Annotated in this window: 11 protein-coding genes and 3 pseudogenes; 13 read left to right on the top strand and 1 reads right to left on the bottom strand. The window is 69.9% G+C overall.

Annotated elements, in window-relative coordinates; genetic code table 11:
* The first annotated feature begins 27 nt into the window (after window positions 1–27).
* From B1L07_13240 to B1L07_13190, 11 genes and pseudogenes are all read left to right on the top strand, one after another.
* Window positions 28–1887 carry a cell division protein gene (locus tag B1L07_13240; GenBank protein ID AUZ55886.1) on the top strand — a complete coding sequence of 620 codons (1860 nt, stop codon included), beginning with the start codon at window positions 28–30 and terminating at the stop codon, window positions 1885–1887.
* A pseudogene (locus tag B1L07_13235) lies at window positions 1884–3356 on the top strand (UDP-N-acetylmuramoyl-L-alanyl-D-glutamate--2,6-diaminopimelate ligase). Before B1L07_13240 ends, B1L07_13235 begins: the two are co-directional and overlap by 4 nt.
* A 68-nt stretch (window positions 3357–3424) precedes the next feature.
* Window positions 3425–4807: a UDP-N-acetylmuramoylalanyl-D-glutamyl-2, 6-diaminopimelate--D-alanyl-D-alanine ligase gene (locus tag B1L07_13230; protein AUZ55885.1), complete on the top strand. Its 1383-nt coding sequence runs from the start codon at window positions 3425–3427 to the stop codon at window positions 4805–4807.
* Window positions 4797–5882, top strand: a complete 1086-nt coding sequence (locus tag B1L07_13225) for a phospho-N-acetylmuramoyl-pentapeptide-transferase (protein ID AUZ55884.1) — start codon at window positions 4797–4799, stop codon at window positions 5880–5882. The genes B1L07_13230 and B1L07_13225 overlap by 11 nt, the downstream gene beginning before the upstream one ends.
* Entirely contained in the window at window positions 5882–7189 is a 1308-nt protein-coding gene (locus B1L07_13220) for a putative lipid II flippase FtsW (GenBank protein AUZ55883.1), read from the top strand. The genes B1L07_13225 and B1L07_13220 overlap by 1 nt, the downstream gene beginning before the upstream one ends.
* Window positions 7189–8316 carry an undecaprenyldiphospho-muramoylpentapeptide beta-N-acetylglucosaminyltransferase gene (locus B1L07_13215; protein AUZ55882.1) on the top strand — a complete coding sequence of 376 codons (1128 nt, stop codon included), beginning with the start codon at window positions 7189–7191 and terminating at the stop codon, window positions 8314–8316. The genes B1L07_13220 and B1L07_13215 overlap by 1 nt, the downstream gene beginning before the upstream one ends.
* A 43-nt stretch (window positions 8317–8359) precedes the next feature.
* Window positions 8360–9796: a UDP-N-acetylmuramate--L-alanine ligase gene (locus B1L07_13210; GenBank protein ID AUZ55881.1), complete on the top strand. Its 1437-nt coding sequence runs from the start codon at window positions 8360–8362 to the stop codon at window positions 9794–9796.
* Window positions 9797–9896: 100 nt separating this feature from the next.
* Entirely contained in the window at window positions 9897–10625 is a 729-nt protein-coding gene (locus B1L07_13205) for a cell division protein FtsQ (protein AUZ55880.1), read from the top strand.
* On the top strand, window positions 10622–11857 hold the full coding sequence (locus tag B1L07_13200; protein ID AUZ55879.1) for a cell division protein FtsA: 1236 nt from the start codon (window positions 10622–10624) through the stop codon (window positions 11855–11857). The genes B1L07_13205 and B1L07_13200 overlap by 4 nt, the downstream gene beginning before the upstream one ends.
* 175 nt (window positions 11858–12032) lie before the next feature.
* Window positions 12033–13262 (top strand): cell division protein FtsZ, encoded by a 1230-nt coding sequence (locus B1L07_13195; GenBank protein ID AUZ55878.1) that lies wholly within the window; start codon window positions 12033–12035, stop codon window positions 13260–13262.
* 266 nt (window positions 13263–13528) lie between these two features.
* Window positions 13529–14439, top strand: a pseudogene (locus B1L07_13190) (UDP-3-O-[3-hydroxymyristoyl] N-acetylglucosamine deacetylase).
* 180 nt (window positions 14440–14619) lie between these two features.
* On the opposite strand, the gene B1L07_13185 reads toward B1L07_13190, so the two are convergent.
* Window positions 14620–15057 (bottom strand): hypothetical protein, encoded by a 438-nt coding sequence (locus tag B1L07_13185; GenBank protein AUZ55877.1) that lies wholly within the window; start codon window positions 15055–15057, stop codon window positions 14620–14622.
* A 12-nt stretch (window positions 15058–15069) separates the two neighbouring features.
* Between B1L07_13185 and B1L07_13180 the strand changes: the two genes are divergently transcribed.
* Window positions 15070–16020 (top strand): hypothetical protein, encoded by a 951-nt coding sequence (locus tag B1L07_13180; GenBank protein ID AUZ55876.1) that lies wholly within the window; start codon window positions 15070–15072, stop codon window positions 16018–16020.
* Window positions 16021–16177: 157 nt separating this feature from the next.
* Window positions 16178–18888, top strand: a pseudogene (locus B1L07_13175) (preprotein translocase subunit SecA).
* The last annotated feature ends 324 nt before the right edge of the window (window positions 18889–19212 follow it).

Genomic DNA, 19212 nt, shown 5'->3' with positions numbered 1-19212 from the left:
GCCGTCCATGGCGGCCAGGGGTGCGCGATGAACGCCCCCCGCCGCAACCGCAACCGCAGCCAGTTCAACCTGCGCAGCCGCATGCTGATGGTCGGCGCGGGCCTGGGCCTGTGCGCGGTGACCCTGGTCGGCCGCGCCGCCTACGTGCAGCTGGTCAACAGCGATTTCTACCAGCGCCAGGGCGAAGCGCGTTACCTGCGCGAAGTGCCCATCGCCACCTCGCGCGGCATGATCACCGACCGCAACGGCGAGCCGGTGGCGGTGTCCACCCCGGTCGCCTCGATCTGGGTCAACCCGCAGGAGCTGCTGCGCGCGCCCGGGCGCATCCCCGAGCTGGCGCAGGCGCTGTCGCTGCCGGTGGACGAGCTGACCGCCAAGCTCACGCAGAAGGCCGACAAGGAGTTCATGTACCTGCGCCGGCGCATGAACCCGGACGTGGCCGAGCAGATCGTCGCGCTGAAGATTCCCGGCGTGTTCGCGCAGCGCGAGTTCCGCCGCTATTACCCGCAGGGCGAGGCGATGGCCCACGTGCTGGGCTTCACCAACATCGACGACCACGGCCAGGAAGGGCTGGAGCTGGCGTTCGACGAATGGCTGCGCGGCAAGCCTGGCGCCAAGAAGGTGATCCGCGACCGCAAGGGCGCGATCGTGGAGAGCATCGACCTGGTGCGCGCCGCCGAGCCCGGCAAGGACCTGACCCTCAGCATCGACCGGCGCATCCAGTTCCTGGCCATGCGCGAGCTGCGCAACGCGGTGACCGCCAATGAAGCCGCCGGCGGTTCCATCGTGATCATGGACGTGGCCACCGGCGAGATCCTGGCCATGGCCAACCTGCCGACCTACAACCCGAACTCGGTCAGCGGGGCGACCCCGGATGCGCGCCGCAACCGCGCCGTGACCGACCTGGTCGAGCCGGGTTCGACGATGAAGCCGCTGACCATCGCCACCGCGCTGCAGCACCGCGTGGTCACCCCGGACACCATCATCGACACCAACCCCGGCTATCTGTCGCTGGGGCGCTATACGATCCGCGACGTGCCGCGCAACAACGGCGTGCTCAACGTCACCGGGGTGATCACCCGCAGCTCCAACATCGGCGCGGCCAAGATCGTGGCGCGGCTGCCGGACCAGACCTTCTACGACGCGGTGCGCGCCTTCGGTTACGGCGTGGCGCCGCACAGCGGCTTCCCGGGCGAATCGGCCGGCGTGGTGCCGTCGCCGGGCAGCCCGGGCTGGTACGGCACCACCAAGACCACCATGTCCTACGGCTACGGCCTGTCGGTGACGCCGCTGCAGATCGCGCAGGCCTACTCGGCGCTGGCCAACGGCGGCCGCGTGATCCAGCCGACCTTCGTCAAGGGCCAGCACAACGAAGCGCGCCAGGTGATCGAACCGGCGGTCGCGCAGGAAGTGGTGCGGATGATGGAGACGGTGGTGACCCAGGGCGGTGCCAAGCAGGCGGCGATCCTGGGTTACCACGTTGCCGGCAAGACCGGTACCGCGCGCAAGAACGGCCCCAACGGCTACGAACGCGGCCACTACAACCTGCTGTTCGCCGGCGTGGTGCCGGCCACCAACCCGCGCTTCGCCGCGGTGATCGTGGTCAACGACCCGCGCGGCAGGCTGCAGTACGGCGGCCTGGTGTCCGCGCCGGTGTTCCACCACGTGATGGAGGGCACCCTGCGGCTGATGGACGTGCCGCCGGACGACATCCAGTCGTGGCTGGCGGCACAGGCCGCGGGCAAGGTCGGTGGCAACCCGCTCCACAACCCGGCGATGCTGCCGGTGCCGCAGGACCCGGCCGAGCCCAACATCGACGCCGAGTTCAACGCCGCCATTCCCACCGCCACCGCGCCGCAGCCGGCCACGCCGGAGGTGCGCCAGTGAGCCGCACGATGCCGCTTTCGCAGCTGCTGCCCGACCTGGCCCTGGCCCGTGATCCGCAGATCGGCGGGCTGGTGCTGGACTCGCGCCAGGTGCGCCCCGGCGATGCCTTCGTCGCCATCGCCGGTTTCGGCGCGCATGGGCTGGGCTTCGTCGAGCAGGCCCGGGCCGCCGGCGCCAGCGCCATCCTGTTCGACCCGCCGGCGCCGGCGGAACTGCCGGCACCGGCCGATGCCATCGCCGTGCCCGGCCTGCGCCGGCGCATGGGCGCGATGGCCGACCAGTTCCACGGCCACCCCTCGCGCGCGATGACCATGGTCGGCGTGACCGGCACCAACGGCAAGACCTCGACCGTGCAGCTGCTGTCGCAGGCCTGGCACCTGCTGGGCATCCGCAGCGGCAGCATCGGCACGCTCGGCGTCGGCCTGTATGGCGACGTGGTGCCGACCGGCTTCACCACGCCGCTGGTGCTGCAGATGCATGAAGTACTGGCGCGGCTGCGCGACCAGGGCGCGCAGGCGGTGGCGATGGAAGTCAGCTCGCATGCGCTGGACCAGGGCCGCGTCGATGCCGTGCATTACGACGTGGCGGTGTTCACCAATCTCACCCGCGACCATCTGGACTACCACGGCGACATGGCCGCCTACGGCGCGGCCAAGGCGCGGCTGTTCCACCGCGACGGGCTGAAGGCGGCGGTGATCAACCTGGATGACGCGTTCGGCCGCGAACTGGTCGGCACGCTCGCCAGTGGCGTGCGCGCCATCGGCGTGAGCTCGACCGGGCAGGCCGGCGCCACGGTCCGTGCCGAGGCCCTGGTGCTGGACGGGCAGGGCATCGGCTTCGACCTGGTGATCGGCGGCGAGCGCCACCCGCTGCGCTCGCCGCTGCTGGGCCGCTTCAACGTCGACAACCTGCTGGCGGTGGCCGGCGCGCTGCACGCGCTGGGCCAGCCGGCGGCGACCATCGCCGGCGTGCTCGGCCGGCTGCAGCCGATCCGCGGCCGCATGAACCGCCTCGGCGGGCAGGGCGAGCCGACCGTGGTCATCGATTACGCGCACACCCCCGACGCGCTGGAGCAGGCGCTGCGCAGCCTGCACGGCCACCTCGACGGCCGCCTGCTGTGCGTGTTCGGCTGCGGTGGCGAGCGCGATACCGGCAAGCGTCCGCAGATGGCGGCCATCGCCCAGGCCCATGCCGACGTGGTGTTCGTCACCGACGACAACCCGCGCGGCGAGGATGGCGACGGCATCGTCGCCGACATCATGGCCGGCTTCGCCGCGCCCGCCGAAGCGGCGCGCCGGCCCACCGAAATACACGTACAGCGCGACCGTGCGCGCGCCATCGGCGCGGCCATCGCCCAGGCCGGCCCCGGCGACATCGTGCTGGTCGCCGGCAAGGGGCACGAGCCCTACCAGGAGATCGCAGGCATCAAGCATCCATTCGACGACACCGACGTCGCCTCGCGCGCGCTGGCCAACCGCCGCCAGGGCGTGCGCGCCACGCACGGCTCCAACGACGGCCAGACCGCGGGACGTGCCCGATGAAGCGCACCCCGTTGTCGCTGATCGCGCACTGGGCCGGCGGCGAACTGCATGGCGAGGATGCGAGCATCGACGCCATCGGCAACGACAGCCGCACGCTGGCGCCGGGCAGCCTGTACCTGGCCCTGCGCGGCGAGCGCTTCGACGGCCACGATTTCGCCGCCAGCGCCGTGGACAACGGCGCCAGCGCACTGCTGGTCGAGCGGCTGCTGCCGCTGGACGTGCCGCAGGTGGTGGTCGCCGACGCCGAACGCGCGCTGGCCCGGATCGCCACCGCGATGCAGCGCGACCGCGCCACCCGCGTGTTCGCCATCACCGGCAGCAACGGCAAGACCAGTGTCAAGACCCTGCTGCTGGCGATCCTGCAGCACGTGGCGATGGTCGAGGGCCGCCAGGTCTACGCCACCCCGGGCAACCGCAACAACGAGATCGGCATGCCGCTGGCGGTGATCGACGCGCCGGAAGACGCCGATTTCGCGATCTACGAGATGGGCACCGGCAAGCCGGGCGACATCGCCTACCTGACCGCCATCGCCGCGCCGGACGTGGCGCTGGTCAACAACGTCGCGCCCGCGCACCTGGAGCGCATGGGCAGCCTGCTGGAGATCGCCAACACCAAGGCGGCGGTCTACGACGACCTGCGCGAAGGCGGGGTGGCCGTGGTCAACGCCGACGACGCGTTCGCCCCGTTCTTCGCCGAGCGTGCCGGCGCCCATCGCGTGCTCCGCTTCGGCCTGGAAGCCAGCGCCGACGTCACCGCCAGCGCCATCGTGCTGGCCGAAGCCGGTTCCCGTTTCCGCCTGCACGCGCCGCAGGGCGAGGCCGAGGTGGCGCTGCAACTGCCGGGCCGGCACAACGTGCTCAATGCGCTGGCCGCCGCATCGCTGGCGCTGGCTGCCGGCATCGCCCTGCCGCGGGTGGCCGAGGGCCTGGCGCAGGCGCGCCCGGTGGCCGGTCGCCAGGTCGCGCATGTGCTGCCCGGCGGCGCGGTGCTGGTCGACGACAGCTACAACGCCAACCCGGGTTCGCTGGCCGCGGCGATCGCCGCGCTGGCCGCGGGCAAGGAAGAGGCCTGGCTGGTGCTGGGCGACATGCGCGAGCTCGGCCCCGATGCCGAGGCGCTGCATGCGCAGGCCGGCCGCCGCGCGCGCGAAGCCGGGCTCAAGCGGCTGTATGCGCTGGGGCCGCTGAGCGCCGCCGCCGCCGCCGCGTTCGGCGAGGGCGGGCGCCATTTCGACAGCCACGCCGCGCTCGCCGCGGCGCTGGAAACCGACCTTCATGCTGGCGTGCGGTGCCTGGTCAAGGGCTCGCGCGGCAGCGCCATGGACAAGATCGTGACCGCGCTGCTCAAGCGTGGCGAGGACACACCGCATGTTGCTTGAACTGGCCCGTTGGCTGCAGCAGCTGGACGACCTGTTCCGGTTGTTCAACTACCTCACCTTCCGCGGCATCCTCGCCGCGCTGACCGCGCTCGGCCTGTCGCTGTGGCTGGGGCCGGCGGCGATCCGCCGCCTGGCGCAGCTCAAGGGCGGGCAGCCGATCCGCAAGGACGGCCCGCAGTCGCACTTCTCCAAGGCCGGTACCCCGACCATGGGCGGCGGCCTGATCCTGCTGTCGGTGCTGCTGTCGGTGCTGCTGTGGGGCGACCTGCGCAACCGCTACGTGTGGCTGGTGATGGCGGTGATGCTGTGTTTCGGCGCCATCGGCTGGTACGACGACTGGATCAAGATCGCCAGGCGCGACCCCAACGGCCTGAAGTCGCGCTGGAAATACCTGCTGCAGTCGATCTTCGGCCTCGGCGCCGGCCTGTTCCTGTTCCATACCGCCGACGTGCCGGCGGCGCTGACCCTGTACATCCCGATGTTCAAGGCCATCGCGCTGCCGCTGGCCGGTATCAGCTTCGTCGCCATCGCCTACTTCTGGATCGTCGGCTTCTCCAACGCGGTCAACCTGACCGACGGCCTGGACGGGCTGGCGATCATGCCGACCGTGCTGGTCGCCTGCGCGCTGGGCGTGTTCGCCTACGCCTCGGGCAATGCGGTGTTCTCCAGCTACCTGCAGATCCCGCAGATCCCCGGGGCGGGCGAGCTGGTCATCATCTGCGCGGCGATCGCCGGCGCCGGGCTCGGTTTCCTGTGGTTCAACACCTACCCGGCCATGGTGTTCATGGGTGACGTCGGCGCGCTGGCGCTGGGCGCGGTGCTGGGCACCATCGCGGTGATCGTGCGCCAGGAGCTGGTGCTGGTGGTGATGGGTGGCGTGTTCGTGATCGAGACGCTGTCGGTGATGATCCAGGTGGCCAGCTTCAAGCTGACCGGCAAGCGCGTGTTCCGGATGGCGCCGATCCACCACCACTTCGAACTCAAGGGCTGGCCCGAGCCGCGGGTGATCGTGCGCTTCTGGATCATCTCGGTGGTGCTGGTGTTGATCGGCCTGGCGACGCTGAAGGTGCGCTGATGGACGATACCGCGCGCCAGGCAACCCGGCTCGAAGCGATCGGCGGCCACTACGACAAGTGGCTGCTGGGCGCGGCCGTGGCGCTGGCGTCGCTGGGCATCGTGATGGTCGCCTCCAGCTCCATCGCGCTCACCCAGAGCCCGTTCTACTACCTGACCCGGCACCTGGTGTTCATCGGCATCGGCGTGGCGCTGGCGGCGGTGGCGATGCGGGTGGAGCTGCGCGACGTCGAGAAGTACAACCACCTGCTGCTGCTGGGCTGCTTCGCGCTGCTGGTGGTGGTGTTCGTGCCCGGCCTGGGCAGCACCGTCAACGGCGCGCGCCGCTGGATCAACCTGGGCGTGTCCAAGTTCCAGACGGTCGAGGCGGTCAAGGTGCTGTACATCATCTGGCTGTCCAGCTACCTGGTGCGCTTCCGCGACGAGGTCAACGCCACCTGGCAGGCGATGCTCAAGCCGGTGGGCGTGGTCGGCGTGCTGGTGGTGCTGCTGCTGCTGCAGCCGGACTTCGGTTCGTCGATGCTGCTGCTGGGCATCACCACCTGCATGCTGGTGCTGGGCGGCGCGCAGCTCAAGCGCATCGTGCTGCCGGTGCTGCTGATGCTGCCGGCGCTGGTGCTGCTGGTGATCTTCGAGCCGTACCGCATGCGCCGCGTGACCTCGTTCATGGACCCGTGGGAAGACCAGCTGGGTTCGGGCTACCAGCTGTCCAACGCGCTGATGGCGATCGGCCGCGGCGAATGGACCGGGGTGGGCCTGGGCGCGTCCATCCAGAAGCTCAACTACCTGCCCGAGTCGCATACCGACTTCATCTTCTCGGTGATCGCCGAGGAGCTGGGCTTCGCCGGCGTGTGCACGATCATCGCGCTGTACGCGCTGCTGGTCGGCCGTGCGTTCTGGCTGGGCATGCGCTGCATCGAGATGCGCCGCCACTTCTCCGGCTACATCGCCTTCGGCGTGGGCCTGTGGATCGGCCTGCAGACCTTCGTGTCGATCGGCGTGAACCTGGGCATGCTGCCGACCAAGGGCCTGACCCTGCCGCTGATCTCCTCCGGCGGTTCCAGCGTGATGATGACCTGCGTGGCGGTCGGCGTGCTGCTGCGCGTGTCGTGGGAATACAACCGCGCGGTGCGCCGCCAGGAAGTGCGCGATGACGCCGACGTGGCCGACGTGCCGGCGGACGCCGCCGCGCAGCCGGCCGAGCCGGCCACCGCCAGCGCGATCGCCGCGGCCATGCAGGCCGGTGCCGCGCGCGGCACCAGCCGCATGCAGCAGCGGGTCGAACCGACCTTCGGGAGGATCGCGTGATGACGCAACCCTCGCAGCATCCTTCGCAGCCGCATGTGGCGACGCCAGCGCAAGGCACCCCGCGGCCGGTGCTGATCATGGCCGGTGGCACCGGCGGGCACATCTTCCCGGGGCTGGCCGTGGCGCGGGTGCTGCGCGGGCGCGGCATCCCGGTGACCTGGCTCGGCGCCGAGGGCGCGATGGAAACCCGGCTGGTGCCGCAGCACGGCATCGCCATCGACACGCTGGCGATCTCCGGCCTGCGCGGCAAGGGCAAGCTGGCGCTGCTGGCGGCGCCGCTGCGGGTGCTGCGCGCGATCCGCGCCGCCGGCTTCATCCTGCGCGAGCGCAACCCGCGCGCGGTGGTGGCGTTCGGCGGCTTCGCCTCCGGCCCCGGCGGCATGGCGGCGCGCCTGCACGGGCTGCCGTTGCTGGTGCACGAACAGAACCGCGCGCCGGGCATGACCAACCGCATCCTGTCGCGCTTCGCGCGGCGCCTGCTGACCGGCTTCCCCGGCAGCTTCGCCAGCGGCGAAGAGGTGGTCGGCAACCCGGTGCGCGCCGAGATCGCCGCGCTGCCGGCGCCGGAGCAGCGCCTGGCCGGCCGCAGCGGCCCGATGCGGGTGCTGGTGCTGGGCGGCAGCCAGGGCGCGCGCGCGCTCAACAACGCGGTGCCCAGGGCGCTGGCCGCGCTGGCCGGCAGCGTCGCCATCGAGGTCTGGCATCAGTGCGGCGAAAAGCTGCTCGACGAGGCGCGCCGGTCCTACCGCGATGCCGGCGTCGACGGCCGCGTCGATGCCTTCATCCAGGACATGGCCGCGGCCTATGCCTGGGCCGACCTGGTGGTGTGCCGTTCCGGCGCATCGACCCTGGCCGAACTGTGCGCGGTGGGCGTCGGCAGCGTGCTGGTGCCGTTCGCCGCGGCGGTCGACGACCACCAGACCCGCAACGCCGAATACCTGGTCGAGCGCGGCGCCGCCGAACTGCTGAAGCAGGACGACGTGCTGGCCACCCACCTGGAGGGCGTGCTGCGCGCGCTCGCCGCCACTCCCGCCCGACGCATGCAGATGGCCCAGGCCGCGCGTGCGCTGGCCAAGGCCGATGCGGCCGAACGCATCGCCGACATCATCCTCGAGGAAGCAGCATGAACACGGCACCGCGCACCCGCGCCCGCCTCGCCGGAGGCCGCGCATGATCCGCCGCCTCCACGACACCACCGACCTGGTCCGGGCGTTCCCGCGGGTGCATTTCGTCGGCATCGGCGGCACCGGCATGAGCGGCATCGCCGAGGTGATGCTGACCCTGGGCTATGAAGTCTCCGGCTCGGACAATGCCGACAACGCCGCCACCCGCCGCCTGGCGCGGCTGGGCGCGCGGGTGATGCGCGGACACTCCGCCGCCAACGTGCTCGGCACCGACTGCGTGGTGGTCTCCAGTGCCATCCGCGAAGACAACCCGGAACTGATGGAGGCGCGCAGCCAGCGCATCCCGATCATGCCGCGCGCGGCGATGCTGGCCGAGCTGATGCGCTTCCGCCGCGGCATCGCCGTGGCCGGCACCCACGGCAAGACCACCACCACCTCGCTGACCGCCGCGGTGCTCAGCGAAGGCGGGCTGGACCCGACCTTCGTGATCGGCGGGCAGCTGCTGGCCGCCGGCGCCAACGCCAAGCTCGGCGGCGGGCAATGGCTGGTGGCCGAGGCCGACGAGAGCGACGGCAGCTTCCTGCGGCTGAACCCGCTGGTGGCGGTGATCACCAACATCGACGCCGACCACCTGGAGAACTACGGCAACGACTTCGCCCGGGTGCAGGCGGCGTTCGCCGAGTTCCTGCAGCGGCTGCCGTTCTACGGGCTGGCGGTGCTGTGCATCGACGACCCGGAGGTGGCCGCACTGGCCACGCAGACCCCGCGCCATGTCATGACCTACGGCATGAGCGGCAACGCCGACGTGCGCGCCGAGGACGTGGTGCAGGACGGCGCGCGCATGCGCTTCACCCTGCGCCTGCCCGAAGGCAGCAGCGTGCCGGTGACGCTGGCGCTGCCGGGCCGCCACAACGTGCTCAACGCGCTGGCCGCCGCCGCCATCGGCTGGCAGCTGGGGGTGGCGCCGGAAACGATCGCCGCCGCGCTGGAGAAGTTCGAGGGCGTGGGCCGCCGCTTCAACGACCTGGGCGTGGTCACCACCGCCAAGGGCGCCCGGGTGCGGTTGATCGACGATTACGGCCACCACCCGCGCGAGCTGGCCGCGGTGTTCGCCGCCGCCCGTGGTGGCTGGCCCGCGCAGCGGCTGGTGGTGGCGTTCCAGCCGCACCGCTACAGCCGTACCCGCGACCAGTTCGACGCGTTCGCCGCGGTGCTGTCGGAAGTCGACGCGCTGGTGCTGAGCGAGGTCTACCCGGCCGGCGAGGCGCCGATCCCGGGTGCCGATTCGAAGTCGCTGGCCCGCGCCATCCGCGCCCGCGGCCGCAGCGAGCCGGTGGTGGTCGGACATGCCCATGACCTGGTGTCGGTGCTGCCGGACGTGCTGCGCGACGGCGACCTGCTGCTGATGATGGGCGCCGGCGACATCGGCCACGTCGCCCAGCAGATCGCCAGCGGCGGTTTCCAGGAGGCGCGGGACGAATGAAGCCCTGCCTGCTTCCGCTGATGCGCACCCCGCTTCCGGCCGGCAACGGCCGCGGCGCGGTGCCGTCGCGCGGAACCGCCAGGACCGGCGGGGGGCGCGCATGAGCGCGTTGCTGCGCATCCTCGCCTGGCTGCTGGCCATCGCCCTGGTGGCGTTGCCGGTGGTCGCGGTGCTCAACGGCTGGGTCGGCGCCGAGCGCTGGCCGTTGACCCGGCTGCGCGTGCACGGCGAGTTCAAGCGCGTGCCCGGCGAGGAGCTGCGCAAGGCGCTGCTGCCGTATGCCCGCGCCGGCTACTTCGCGGTCAAGCTGCAGGATGCGCAGCACGCGGTGGAGCGGCTGCCCTGGGTGGAGAGCGCGCAGGTGCGCAAGCAGTGGCCCGACGTGCTCGAGGTGAGCGTGGTCGAACACAAGCCGTTCGCGCGCTGGGGCAAGGACCGGCTGCTGTCCGAGCAGGGGCGGCTGTTCGCCACCCCGCACGGGCTGGAGAACGCGCCGTTGCCCGAGCTCGATGGCCCGGACAGCAAGACCGCCGAGGTGGTCGAGCTCTACAACGACTCGCGCGCGCTGTTCGCACCGGTGGGCATCGACGTGCGGCGGGTGGCGATGGACGCGCGCGGCAGCTGGTCGCTGGCGCTGGACAACGGCACCGAAGTCATCGTCGGCCGCGACGATGCGCGCTCGCGGCTGGGCCGCTTCGTGCGCGTGCTGCCCCAGTTCACCCGCACCCAGGTGCCGATCGTGCGCGCCGACCTCCGCTACACCAACGGTTTCACGCTGAGCTGGGGAACTCCGCCGCCGGCAGCAAAGCAGACGCAGGACAGGACATGAATCGCAAGGGTGACAAATCACTGATCGTCGGCCTCGACATCGGCACCTCCAAGGTGGTAGCGCTGGTGGGCGAGTACTCGCCGGGCAGCCCGATCGAGGTGATCGGCATCGGTTCGCACGAATCGCGCGGGCTCAAGCGCGGCGTGGTGGTCGACATCGAATCGACGGTGCAGTCGATCCAGCGCGCGATCGAGGAGGCCGAACTGATGGCCGGTTGCGAGATCCGCTCGGTCTACGCCTCGATCTCCGGCAACCATGTGCAGTGCCGCAACTCGCAGGGCATCACCCCGATCCGCGAGGGCGAGGTGACCTGGGGCGACCTGGACCGCGTGCTGGAGGCGGCCAAGGCGGTGGCGATCCCGGCCGACCAGAAGATCCTGCATGCGATCCCCCGCGAGTACGTGCTGGACGACTCGCAGGAAGGCATCCGCAACCCGGTCGGCATGACCGGCGTGCGCCTGGAGGTGCACGCGCACCTGGTGGTCTGCGCGCAGTCGGCCGCGGCCAACATCAGCAAGTGCGTGCAGCGCTGCGGCCTGCAGGTGGACGACCTTGTGCTGTCCTCGCTGGCCTCCAGCGTGGCGGTGCTGACCGCCGACGAGCGCGAGCTCGGCGTGGTGATGGTGGACATCGGCGCCGGCACCACCGACATCGCGGTGTTCGTGCAGGGCGCGATCTGCCACACCGCCTCGCTGCCGATCGCCGGCGACCACGTCACCAACGACATCGCGCACATGCTGCGCACGCCGACCCCGGAGGCCGAGCAGATCAAGGTGCGCTACGCCTGCGCGCTGGCGCAGCTGGCCACCGCCGAGGAGAGCATCCAGGTGCCGTCGGTCGGCGACCGCCCGCCGCGGCGCATGCCGCGCGCCTCGCTGGCGCAGGCGGTGCAGGGCCGTTACGAGGAGATCTTCGAGATGGTGCAGGCCGAACTGCGCCGCTCGGGCTTCGAGGAAATGGTGCGCGCCGGCATGGTGCTCACCGGCGGCGCCTCGAAGATGGAAGGGGTGGTCGAACTGGCCGAGGAAATGCTGCAGATGCCGGTGCGCGTGGGCATCCCGCAGCACGTCACCGGGCTGGGCGAGGTGGTCGGCAACCCGGTGCACGCCACCGGCGTGGGCCTGCTGCTGATGGGCAGCCAGATCGAACACCCGCGGCGTCCGTCGCTGCCCACCGGGCGCGCCGGCACGCTGTTCAACAAATTGAAGAACTGGTTCCGCGGCGAGTTCTGACGCGGAACGGGCGGTAACGCCGGCCGCTGGCCGGTGATTGAAGCAGGGCGGTACCCCGCAATGGCGCAGGCCACGCGGGATTCCAACGACAACTGCCGCAATGGCGGCGCGGTGACCAAGGGCAGGACGCCTGCGGGGCCACGCCAACGGAAGCGGTTATAACGAGGACATGGACATGGCACATTTCGAACTGATCGAGAAGATGGCACCCAATGCGGTGATCAAGGTGGTGGGCGTGGGCGGTGGCGGCGGCAACGCCGTGGCGCACATGGTCAACTCCAGCGTGGACGGCGTCGAGTTCATCACCGCCAACACCGATTCGCAGGCGATCAAGAACTGCGGCGCCAAGCTGCAGCTGCAGCTCGGCACCAACGTCACCAAGGGCCTGGGCGCCGGCGCCAACCCGGAAGTCGGCCGCCAGGCCGCGCTGGAAGACCGCGAGCGCATCATGGACGCGCTGCAGGGCGCGGACATGGTGTTCATCACCGCCGGCATGGGCGGCGGCACCGGCACCGGCGCCGCGCCGGTGGTGGCGCAGCTGGCCAAGGAAATGGGCATCCTGACCGTGGCCGTGGTCACCAAGCCGTTCCCGTTCGAGGGCCGCCGCCGCATGCAGGTCGCGCTCAAGGGCATCGAGGAACTGAGCCAGCACGTCGATTCGCTGATCACCATCCCCAACGAGAAGCTGATCACCGTGCTCGGCCGCAACGCCACCATGGTGCAGGCCTTCCGCGCCGCCAACGACGTGCTGCAGGGCGCGGTGCAGGGCATCGCCGACCTGATCGTGCGCCCGGGCCTGATCAACGTCGACTTCGCCGACGTGCGCACCGTGATGTCGGAAATGGGCCTGGCGATGATGGGCACCGGCACCGCCCGCGGCGACGACCGCGCCCAGGCCGCCGCCGAGGCCGCCATCCAGAACCCGTTGCTGGACGACGTGAACCTGGCCGGCGCCAACGGCATCCTGGTCAACATCACCGCCGGCCCGGACTTCACCATGAGCGAGTTCGACGAGATCGGCCGCACCATCGACGGCTTCGCCTCGGAAGACGCCACCGTGGTGGTCGGCACCGTGCTCGACCCGGACATGCAGGACGAAGTGCGGGTGACCGTGGTCGCCACCGGCCTGAACCGCGCCGTGGCCAAGAGCGCGCAGCGCCCGGGCGAGCGTGCACCGATCAAGCTGGTGCGCAATGCCACCACCGGCCAGGCCGAGTTCGGCGGCGACTACGAAAGCCCGGCCGATGCCGTGGCCAAGGCCGTGGGCAGCTCGCTGGGCATGGGCCTGCGTCGCCCGAGTTCGGACACCGTGGCCGCGTCGGCCCCGGCGGCCGCACCGGCCGCGGCGGAACTGCCCAGCGACTACCTGGACATCCCGGCGTTCCTCCGCCGCCAGGCCGACTGACCGGCCGGTCGCCAGCGCCGGGCGTCCCCGACGGGACGCCTGCGGCGGGCGGCATGGCCGGCAGGCGGTGAGTTGTCGTGGACGCCGGGGTTGTCCTCCCCGGTGGCAGCATCCATGTCCGTTGCTGCCGGGCCAGGATCGGCCCGGCGGCAGCTTCGCCTCCCCGGAGGAGGCGTGCCGGCCACGCGCCAGGGACGGATGTTGATGCGTGTTATTCTTGTTTGGTTATGGCCGCGCTCCGGGCGGTCCCTCCAGAACGTACCCCGATGATCCAGCAGCGCACCCTCAAGAACACGATCCGCGCCACCGGCGTCGGCCTGCACAGCGGCGACAAGGTCTACATGACCCTGCGCCCGGCACCGGTCGACCACGGCATCGTGTTCCGCCGCGTGGACCTGGACCCGGTGGTGGAAGTGCCGGCGCGCGCCGACCTGGTCACCGAAGTGACCCTGTGCACCGGCCTGACCTGCGAAGGCGCCAAGATCCAGACCGTCGAGCACCTGATGTCGGCCATGGCCGGGCTGGGCGTGGACAATGCCATCGTCGAGCTGTCCTCGGCCGAGCTGCCGATCATGGACGGTTCCTCGGGCCCGTTCGTGTTCCTGCTTCAGTCGGCCGGCATCGTCGAGCAGGCGGCGCCCAAGCGCTTCCTGCGCATCCTCAAGACCGTGGAAGTGCGCGACGGCGACAAGATCGCCCGCTTCGAACCGCACGAGGGCTACCGGCTGGGCTTCACCATCCAGTTCGACCACCCGATGATCCCGGCACGGCAGTCGCGGGTGGAGATCGATTTCTCCACCGCCGCCTACATCAAGGAAATCTCCCGCGCGCGCACCTTCGGCTTCATGCGCGACCTGGAGTACATGCGCGAGCGCAACCTGGGGCTGGGCGGCTCGATGGACAACGCCATCGTGCTGGACGAGTTCCGCGTGCTCAACGACGACGGCCTGCGCTATGCCGACGAGTTCGTGCGCCACAAGATCCTCGACGCGGTCGGCGACCTGTACCTGGCCGGGGGCCGGTGCTGGGCGCCTACGAAGGCTACAAATCCGGCCACGCGCTCAACAACAAGCTGGTCCGTGCCCTGCTGGCCGATGCCAGTGCGTGGGAGTGGGCGTGCTTCGATTCGCCGGCCGCCGCCGACCCGATCGTGTACGGGGCGGTGGCCTACGCCTGAATGGGCGGCACGCCGACGGGCGTGGACAAAATGTGAATCCAGGCGCCATTCCGGCCTGAATTTAACCATTAATTAACAAAACACTAACGCCTCCACTGCAAGTCGCGGCTAGGATTCCTGCCGGCTTGGTGCGGGGGTCCGTCGGGATGCCCGCCTGCGGTGGAGGAACGCCACCCGCATTCAGGAACGGGTGCCCTTCACATCCGCCAGACAAGCCAGGGCGTCGCGCAGGCCTTTGTGCGTGGCGGCCGTTACTGCGTGAGTACTGCGCTGGTCGTTTCGCACCGGGGAGGGTGCAGGCGCGGTGGCAGTCTTGACGGTCACCCGGGTGGCCTTCAGCCCGATGGATCGGGCCGCGTCGAGCAACTGGTTTTCGGCAAGCCTGACCTTGGCGTGCCAGACCGGCGATTCGACGAGAAAAACGAGGTGTTCGCCGTCCACATTGGCCAGCCGGCAACGGTTGCCCAGCGCAGGCGGCAGATGGGGGCGCAACTGCCGGTCCAGCGCATCGAGCCACAGGGCTCGCCGCAACGGGTTCCCGGTTTTGTCCGCCATCACCGCTTCCAGCGCCTGCTTGGGCGCGCTGCGGGAACGAACGCTGGATTTCGGCTCAGACATAAGAATTCTTCGATGGCATTCAAAAAGATCGTAATCAAAACACGGGGGCAGCAGGCAAAAACGCCGTTGGCGCGCCTGCAGGTGTTTTTCGAGGATAGGCCAAAGGCCCTGCTGGGCAGCGTGATGGGCCTGGGTTGCCTGGTCGGCGTGGGCCTCACCCTGGGCGTCGGCGCGGCCGGTGACGCGGCGTTGCGCGCGCAGGTCGAACGCCAGGAGCGCGAACTTGCCAAGGTGCAGGCCGACGCGCAGACCCAGGTCAACGCGCTGGCGGCGCGGCTGGGCGAGCTGCAGGCCCAGGCCACGCGCCTGAACGCGCTGGGCGAGCGCCTGACCCAGATGGGCAAGCTCGAGGACGGTGAGTTCGATTTCAACGAGACGCCCGGCCTGGGTGACGGCGATGCCGGCCCGGCGCAGGACATCCCGCTGAGCGCGGTCAACAGCGACTTACAGGTGCTGGAGCAGCGCTTTGCTGCTTCAGGCAGGCAGTTGTCGGTGCTCGAATCGCTGCTGTTCGACCACCAGCTGGAGCAGAACGCGGTGCCTTCGCGCATGCCGATCCGCAACAGCTACGTGACCTCCGGCTTCGGCACCCGTGCCGATCCGTTCGGCCGCGGTGCCGCCACCCACAAGGGCATGGATTTCCACGCCCGCGTCGGCGACCCGGTGACCGCGGTGGCCGAGGGCGTGGTCAGCTTCTCCGGGGTCAAGGGCGGCTACGGCAACGTGGTCGAGGTCGACCACGGCAATGGCTACAAGACCCTGTACGCGCACAACTCGCGCCTGAGCGTGCGCGAGGGCGATCTGGTCCGGGTCGGCCAGGAAGTGGCCAAGGCCGGCTCCACCGGGCGTTCCACCGGCGCGCACGTGCACTTCGAGGTGTGGCAGGACGGGCGCGTGGTCAACCCGCGCAAGTTCCTGGGCGACGGCAGCACCACCCCGGTGGGCCGCGTCCGGCGTGGCTGAGGGGCGCCTGCGGGCGCTTGAATCGCCAGGCGCCCGCCCCAAGCTACAATAGGCGTTGCCATCGACAGGGCGCATTGCGCCCTGTTTCGTTTGTGCCCGGCTGGTCCCGCTTGGGGTGGGGTCCGCGCACGGCATTCCATTCAAACCGGTTCCTTCAATGATCAACAGCCTGCTTACCCGCGTTTTTGGCAGCCGCAACGAGCGCCAGCTCCGCCAGCTCAACCGTATCGTCGCCAAGATCAATGCCTTGGAGCCGGAAATCCAGAAGCTTTCCGACGACCAGCTGAAGGCCAAGACCCCGAGTTCCGCGAGCGCATCGCCGCCGGCGAAGCGCTGGACAAGGTGCTGCCGGAAGCCTTCGCGGTCTGTCGCGAGGCCTCGCTGCGGGTGCTTGGCATGCGCCATTACGACGTGCAGCTGATCGGCGGCATGGTGCTGCACCTGGGCAAGATCGCCGAAATGCGCACCGGTGAAGGCAAGACCCTGGTCGCCACCCTGCCGGTCTACCTCAACGCGCTGGAAGGCAAGGGCGTGCACGTGGTCACCGTCAACGACTACCTGGCCCGCCGCGACGCCGCGCAGATGGGCAAGCTGTACAACTGGCTGGGGCTGAGCGTGGGCGTGGTCTACCCGGGCATGCCGCATGGCGACAAGCGCGAGGCCTACGCCGCCGACATCACCTACGGCACCAACAACGAGTTCGGCTTCGACTACCTGCGCGACAACATGGCGCTGACCCGCGCCGACCGCTACCAGCGCGGCCTGCACTACGCGATCGTCGACGAAGTCGACTCGATCCTGATCGACGAAGCGCGTACCCCGCTGATCATCTCCGGCCCGGCCGACGATTCGCCGGAGCTGTACATCCGCGTCAACCGCGTGGTGCCGCAGCTGGTCAAGCAGGAGACCGAAGAGGGCGAGGGCGACTACTGGGTCGACGAGAAGGGCAAGCAGGTGCACCTGTCCGAAGCGGGCATGGAGCATGCCGAGGAACTGCTGCGGCAGGCCGGCATCATCGACGCCGACAACGACGGCGGCCTGTACGCCGCGCAGAACCTGACGGTGGTCCACCACCTCAATGCCGCGCTGCGCGCGCACGCGATCTACCAGCGCGACGTGGACTACATCGTGCGCGACGGCGAGGTGGTGATCGTCGACGAGTTCACCGGCCGCACCCTGGCCGGCCGCCGCTGGTCCGACGGCCTGCACCAGGCGGTGGAAGCCAAGGAAGGGGTGCCGGTGCAGCGCGAGAACCAGACGCTGGCCAGCATCACCTTCCAGAACCTGTTCCGCATGTACAAGAAGCTGTCCGGCATGACCGGTACGGCCGACACCGAAGCCTACGAATTCCAGAGCATCTACGGCCTGGAAGTGGTGGTGATCCCGACCAACAAGCCGACCATCCGCAAGGACCACCCGGACCAGGTGTTCCTCAACCGCAAGGGCAAGTTCAACGCGGTGCTGGCCGACATCGAGGAATGCGCCAAGCGCGGCCAGCCGGTGCTGGTCGGCACCACCTCGATCGAAACCTCGGAGATGCTGTCCGAGCACCTGCGCAAGGCGGGCGTGAAGCACGAAGTGCTCAACGCCAAGCAGCACGACCGCGAAGCGACCATCGTCGCCAACGCCGGCCGCCCGGGCTCGGTGACCATCGCAACCAACATGGCCGGCCGCGGCACCGACATCGTGCTCGGCGGTTCGCTGGAGACCGAGCTGCAGGAGCTGGGCGAGGACGCCAGCGCCGAGCAGAAGGCCGCGGTCAAGGCCGCCTGGCAGGAACGCCACGACGCGGTCAAGGCCGCCGGCGGCCTGCACATCGTCGGCACCGAACGGCATGAATCGCGCCGCATCGACAACCAGCTGCGTGGCCGCTCCGGCCGCCAGGGCGACCCGGGTTCCTCGCGCTTCTACCTGTCGCTGGAAGACAACCTGATGCGCATCTTCGCGTCCGACTGGGTGCAGAAGGCCATGCGCCTGATGGGCATGAAGGAAGACGACGTCATCGAGGACCGCCTGGTCAGCCGCCAGATCGAGAAGGCGCAGCGCAAGGTCGAGGCGCACAACTTCGACATCCGCAAGAACCTGCTGGACTTCGACGACGTCAACAACGACCAGCGCAAGGTGATCTACGCCCAGCGCGACGAGCTGCTCGACGCCGAGTCGGTCAAGGACAACATCGACGGCATCCGCGGCGACGTGATCTATGACCTGGTGGCCCGCTTCGTGCCGCCGAATTCGGTGGACGAGCAGTGGGACCTGCCGGGCCTGCAGGCCACGCTGGAGTCGGACCTGGGCGTGCAGATGGACCTGGTGGGGCTGTTCAGGCAGCACGAGGAACTGGACGCCGAGGGCATCGCCCAGGCCGTGGCCGCCCACATCGAGCAGCACTTCGAGCAGAAGGAAGCGGCGGTCGGCGCCGAAACCATGCGCGCGCTGGAGAAGCACGTGATGCTGACCGTGCTCGACCAGAGCTGGAAGGAGCACCTGGCGCGCATGGACTACCTGCGCCAGGGCATCTACCTGCGCGGTTACGCGCAGAAGCAGCCCAAGCAGGAATACAAGAAGGAAGCCTTCGAGCTGTTCTCCGAGATGCTGGAGAACGTCAAGCGCGAGGTGATCCAGCTGCTCTCGCGCGTGCGCATCCGCAGCGAGGAGGAAGTGGCGGCGATGGAGGCGCTGGAGCGCCAGCAGGCCGAAGCGCGCCTGCAGATGTCGCAGTTCCAGCACCAGGACAACGGCGGCTACAGCGCCGACGAGGAAGCGGCCGACGTGCAGGCCGCGCTCGCCGAGCCCAAGGTCGGGCGCAACGATCCGTGCCCCTGCGGCAGCGGCAAGAAGTACAAGCACTGCCACGGTCAGCTCAACTGAAAGTTGAGTTGACCGTGGTGTAGCCCGCGCAGCGGGCTACACACCCATGATCCGTTGCACGGATCATGGGTACACGGTCCTTATCCCCGATCCCCGCGCCTTCGGCGCGCCCCCCTTACCAAGGGGGGCTCCTCATCGGGTGGATACCCGCAATGCCGGCCATTGGCCGCGACACACCATCGCTGCGCGCGGTTGCTCCATGTTGCGCCGCAAGGCATGGCCCCGTTCTTTTCTTCTTCTCCGGATCAGGGCGGCGCACCAGGCGTCCGGCTGGCCTGCATTGCGGTGCCGAATAGGCAGGCCACGCTCTCCCTCGCACCTTGA

The organism is Stenotrophomonas acidaminiphila, assembly GCA_002951995.1.
In the GTDB taxonomy this organism is placed as follows: domain Bacteria; phylum Pseudomonadota; class Gammaproteobacteria; order Xanthomonadales; family Xanthomonadaceae; genus Stenotrophomonas; species Stenotrophomonas acidaminiphila_A.
The sequence above is the reverse complement of the archived record's forward strand: the minus strand, read 5'-3'. Positions and strand labels throughout refer to the sequence as shown.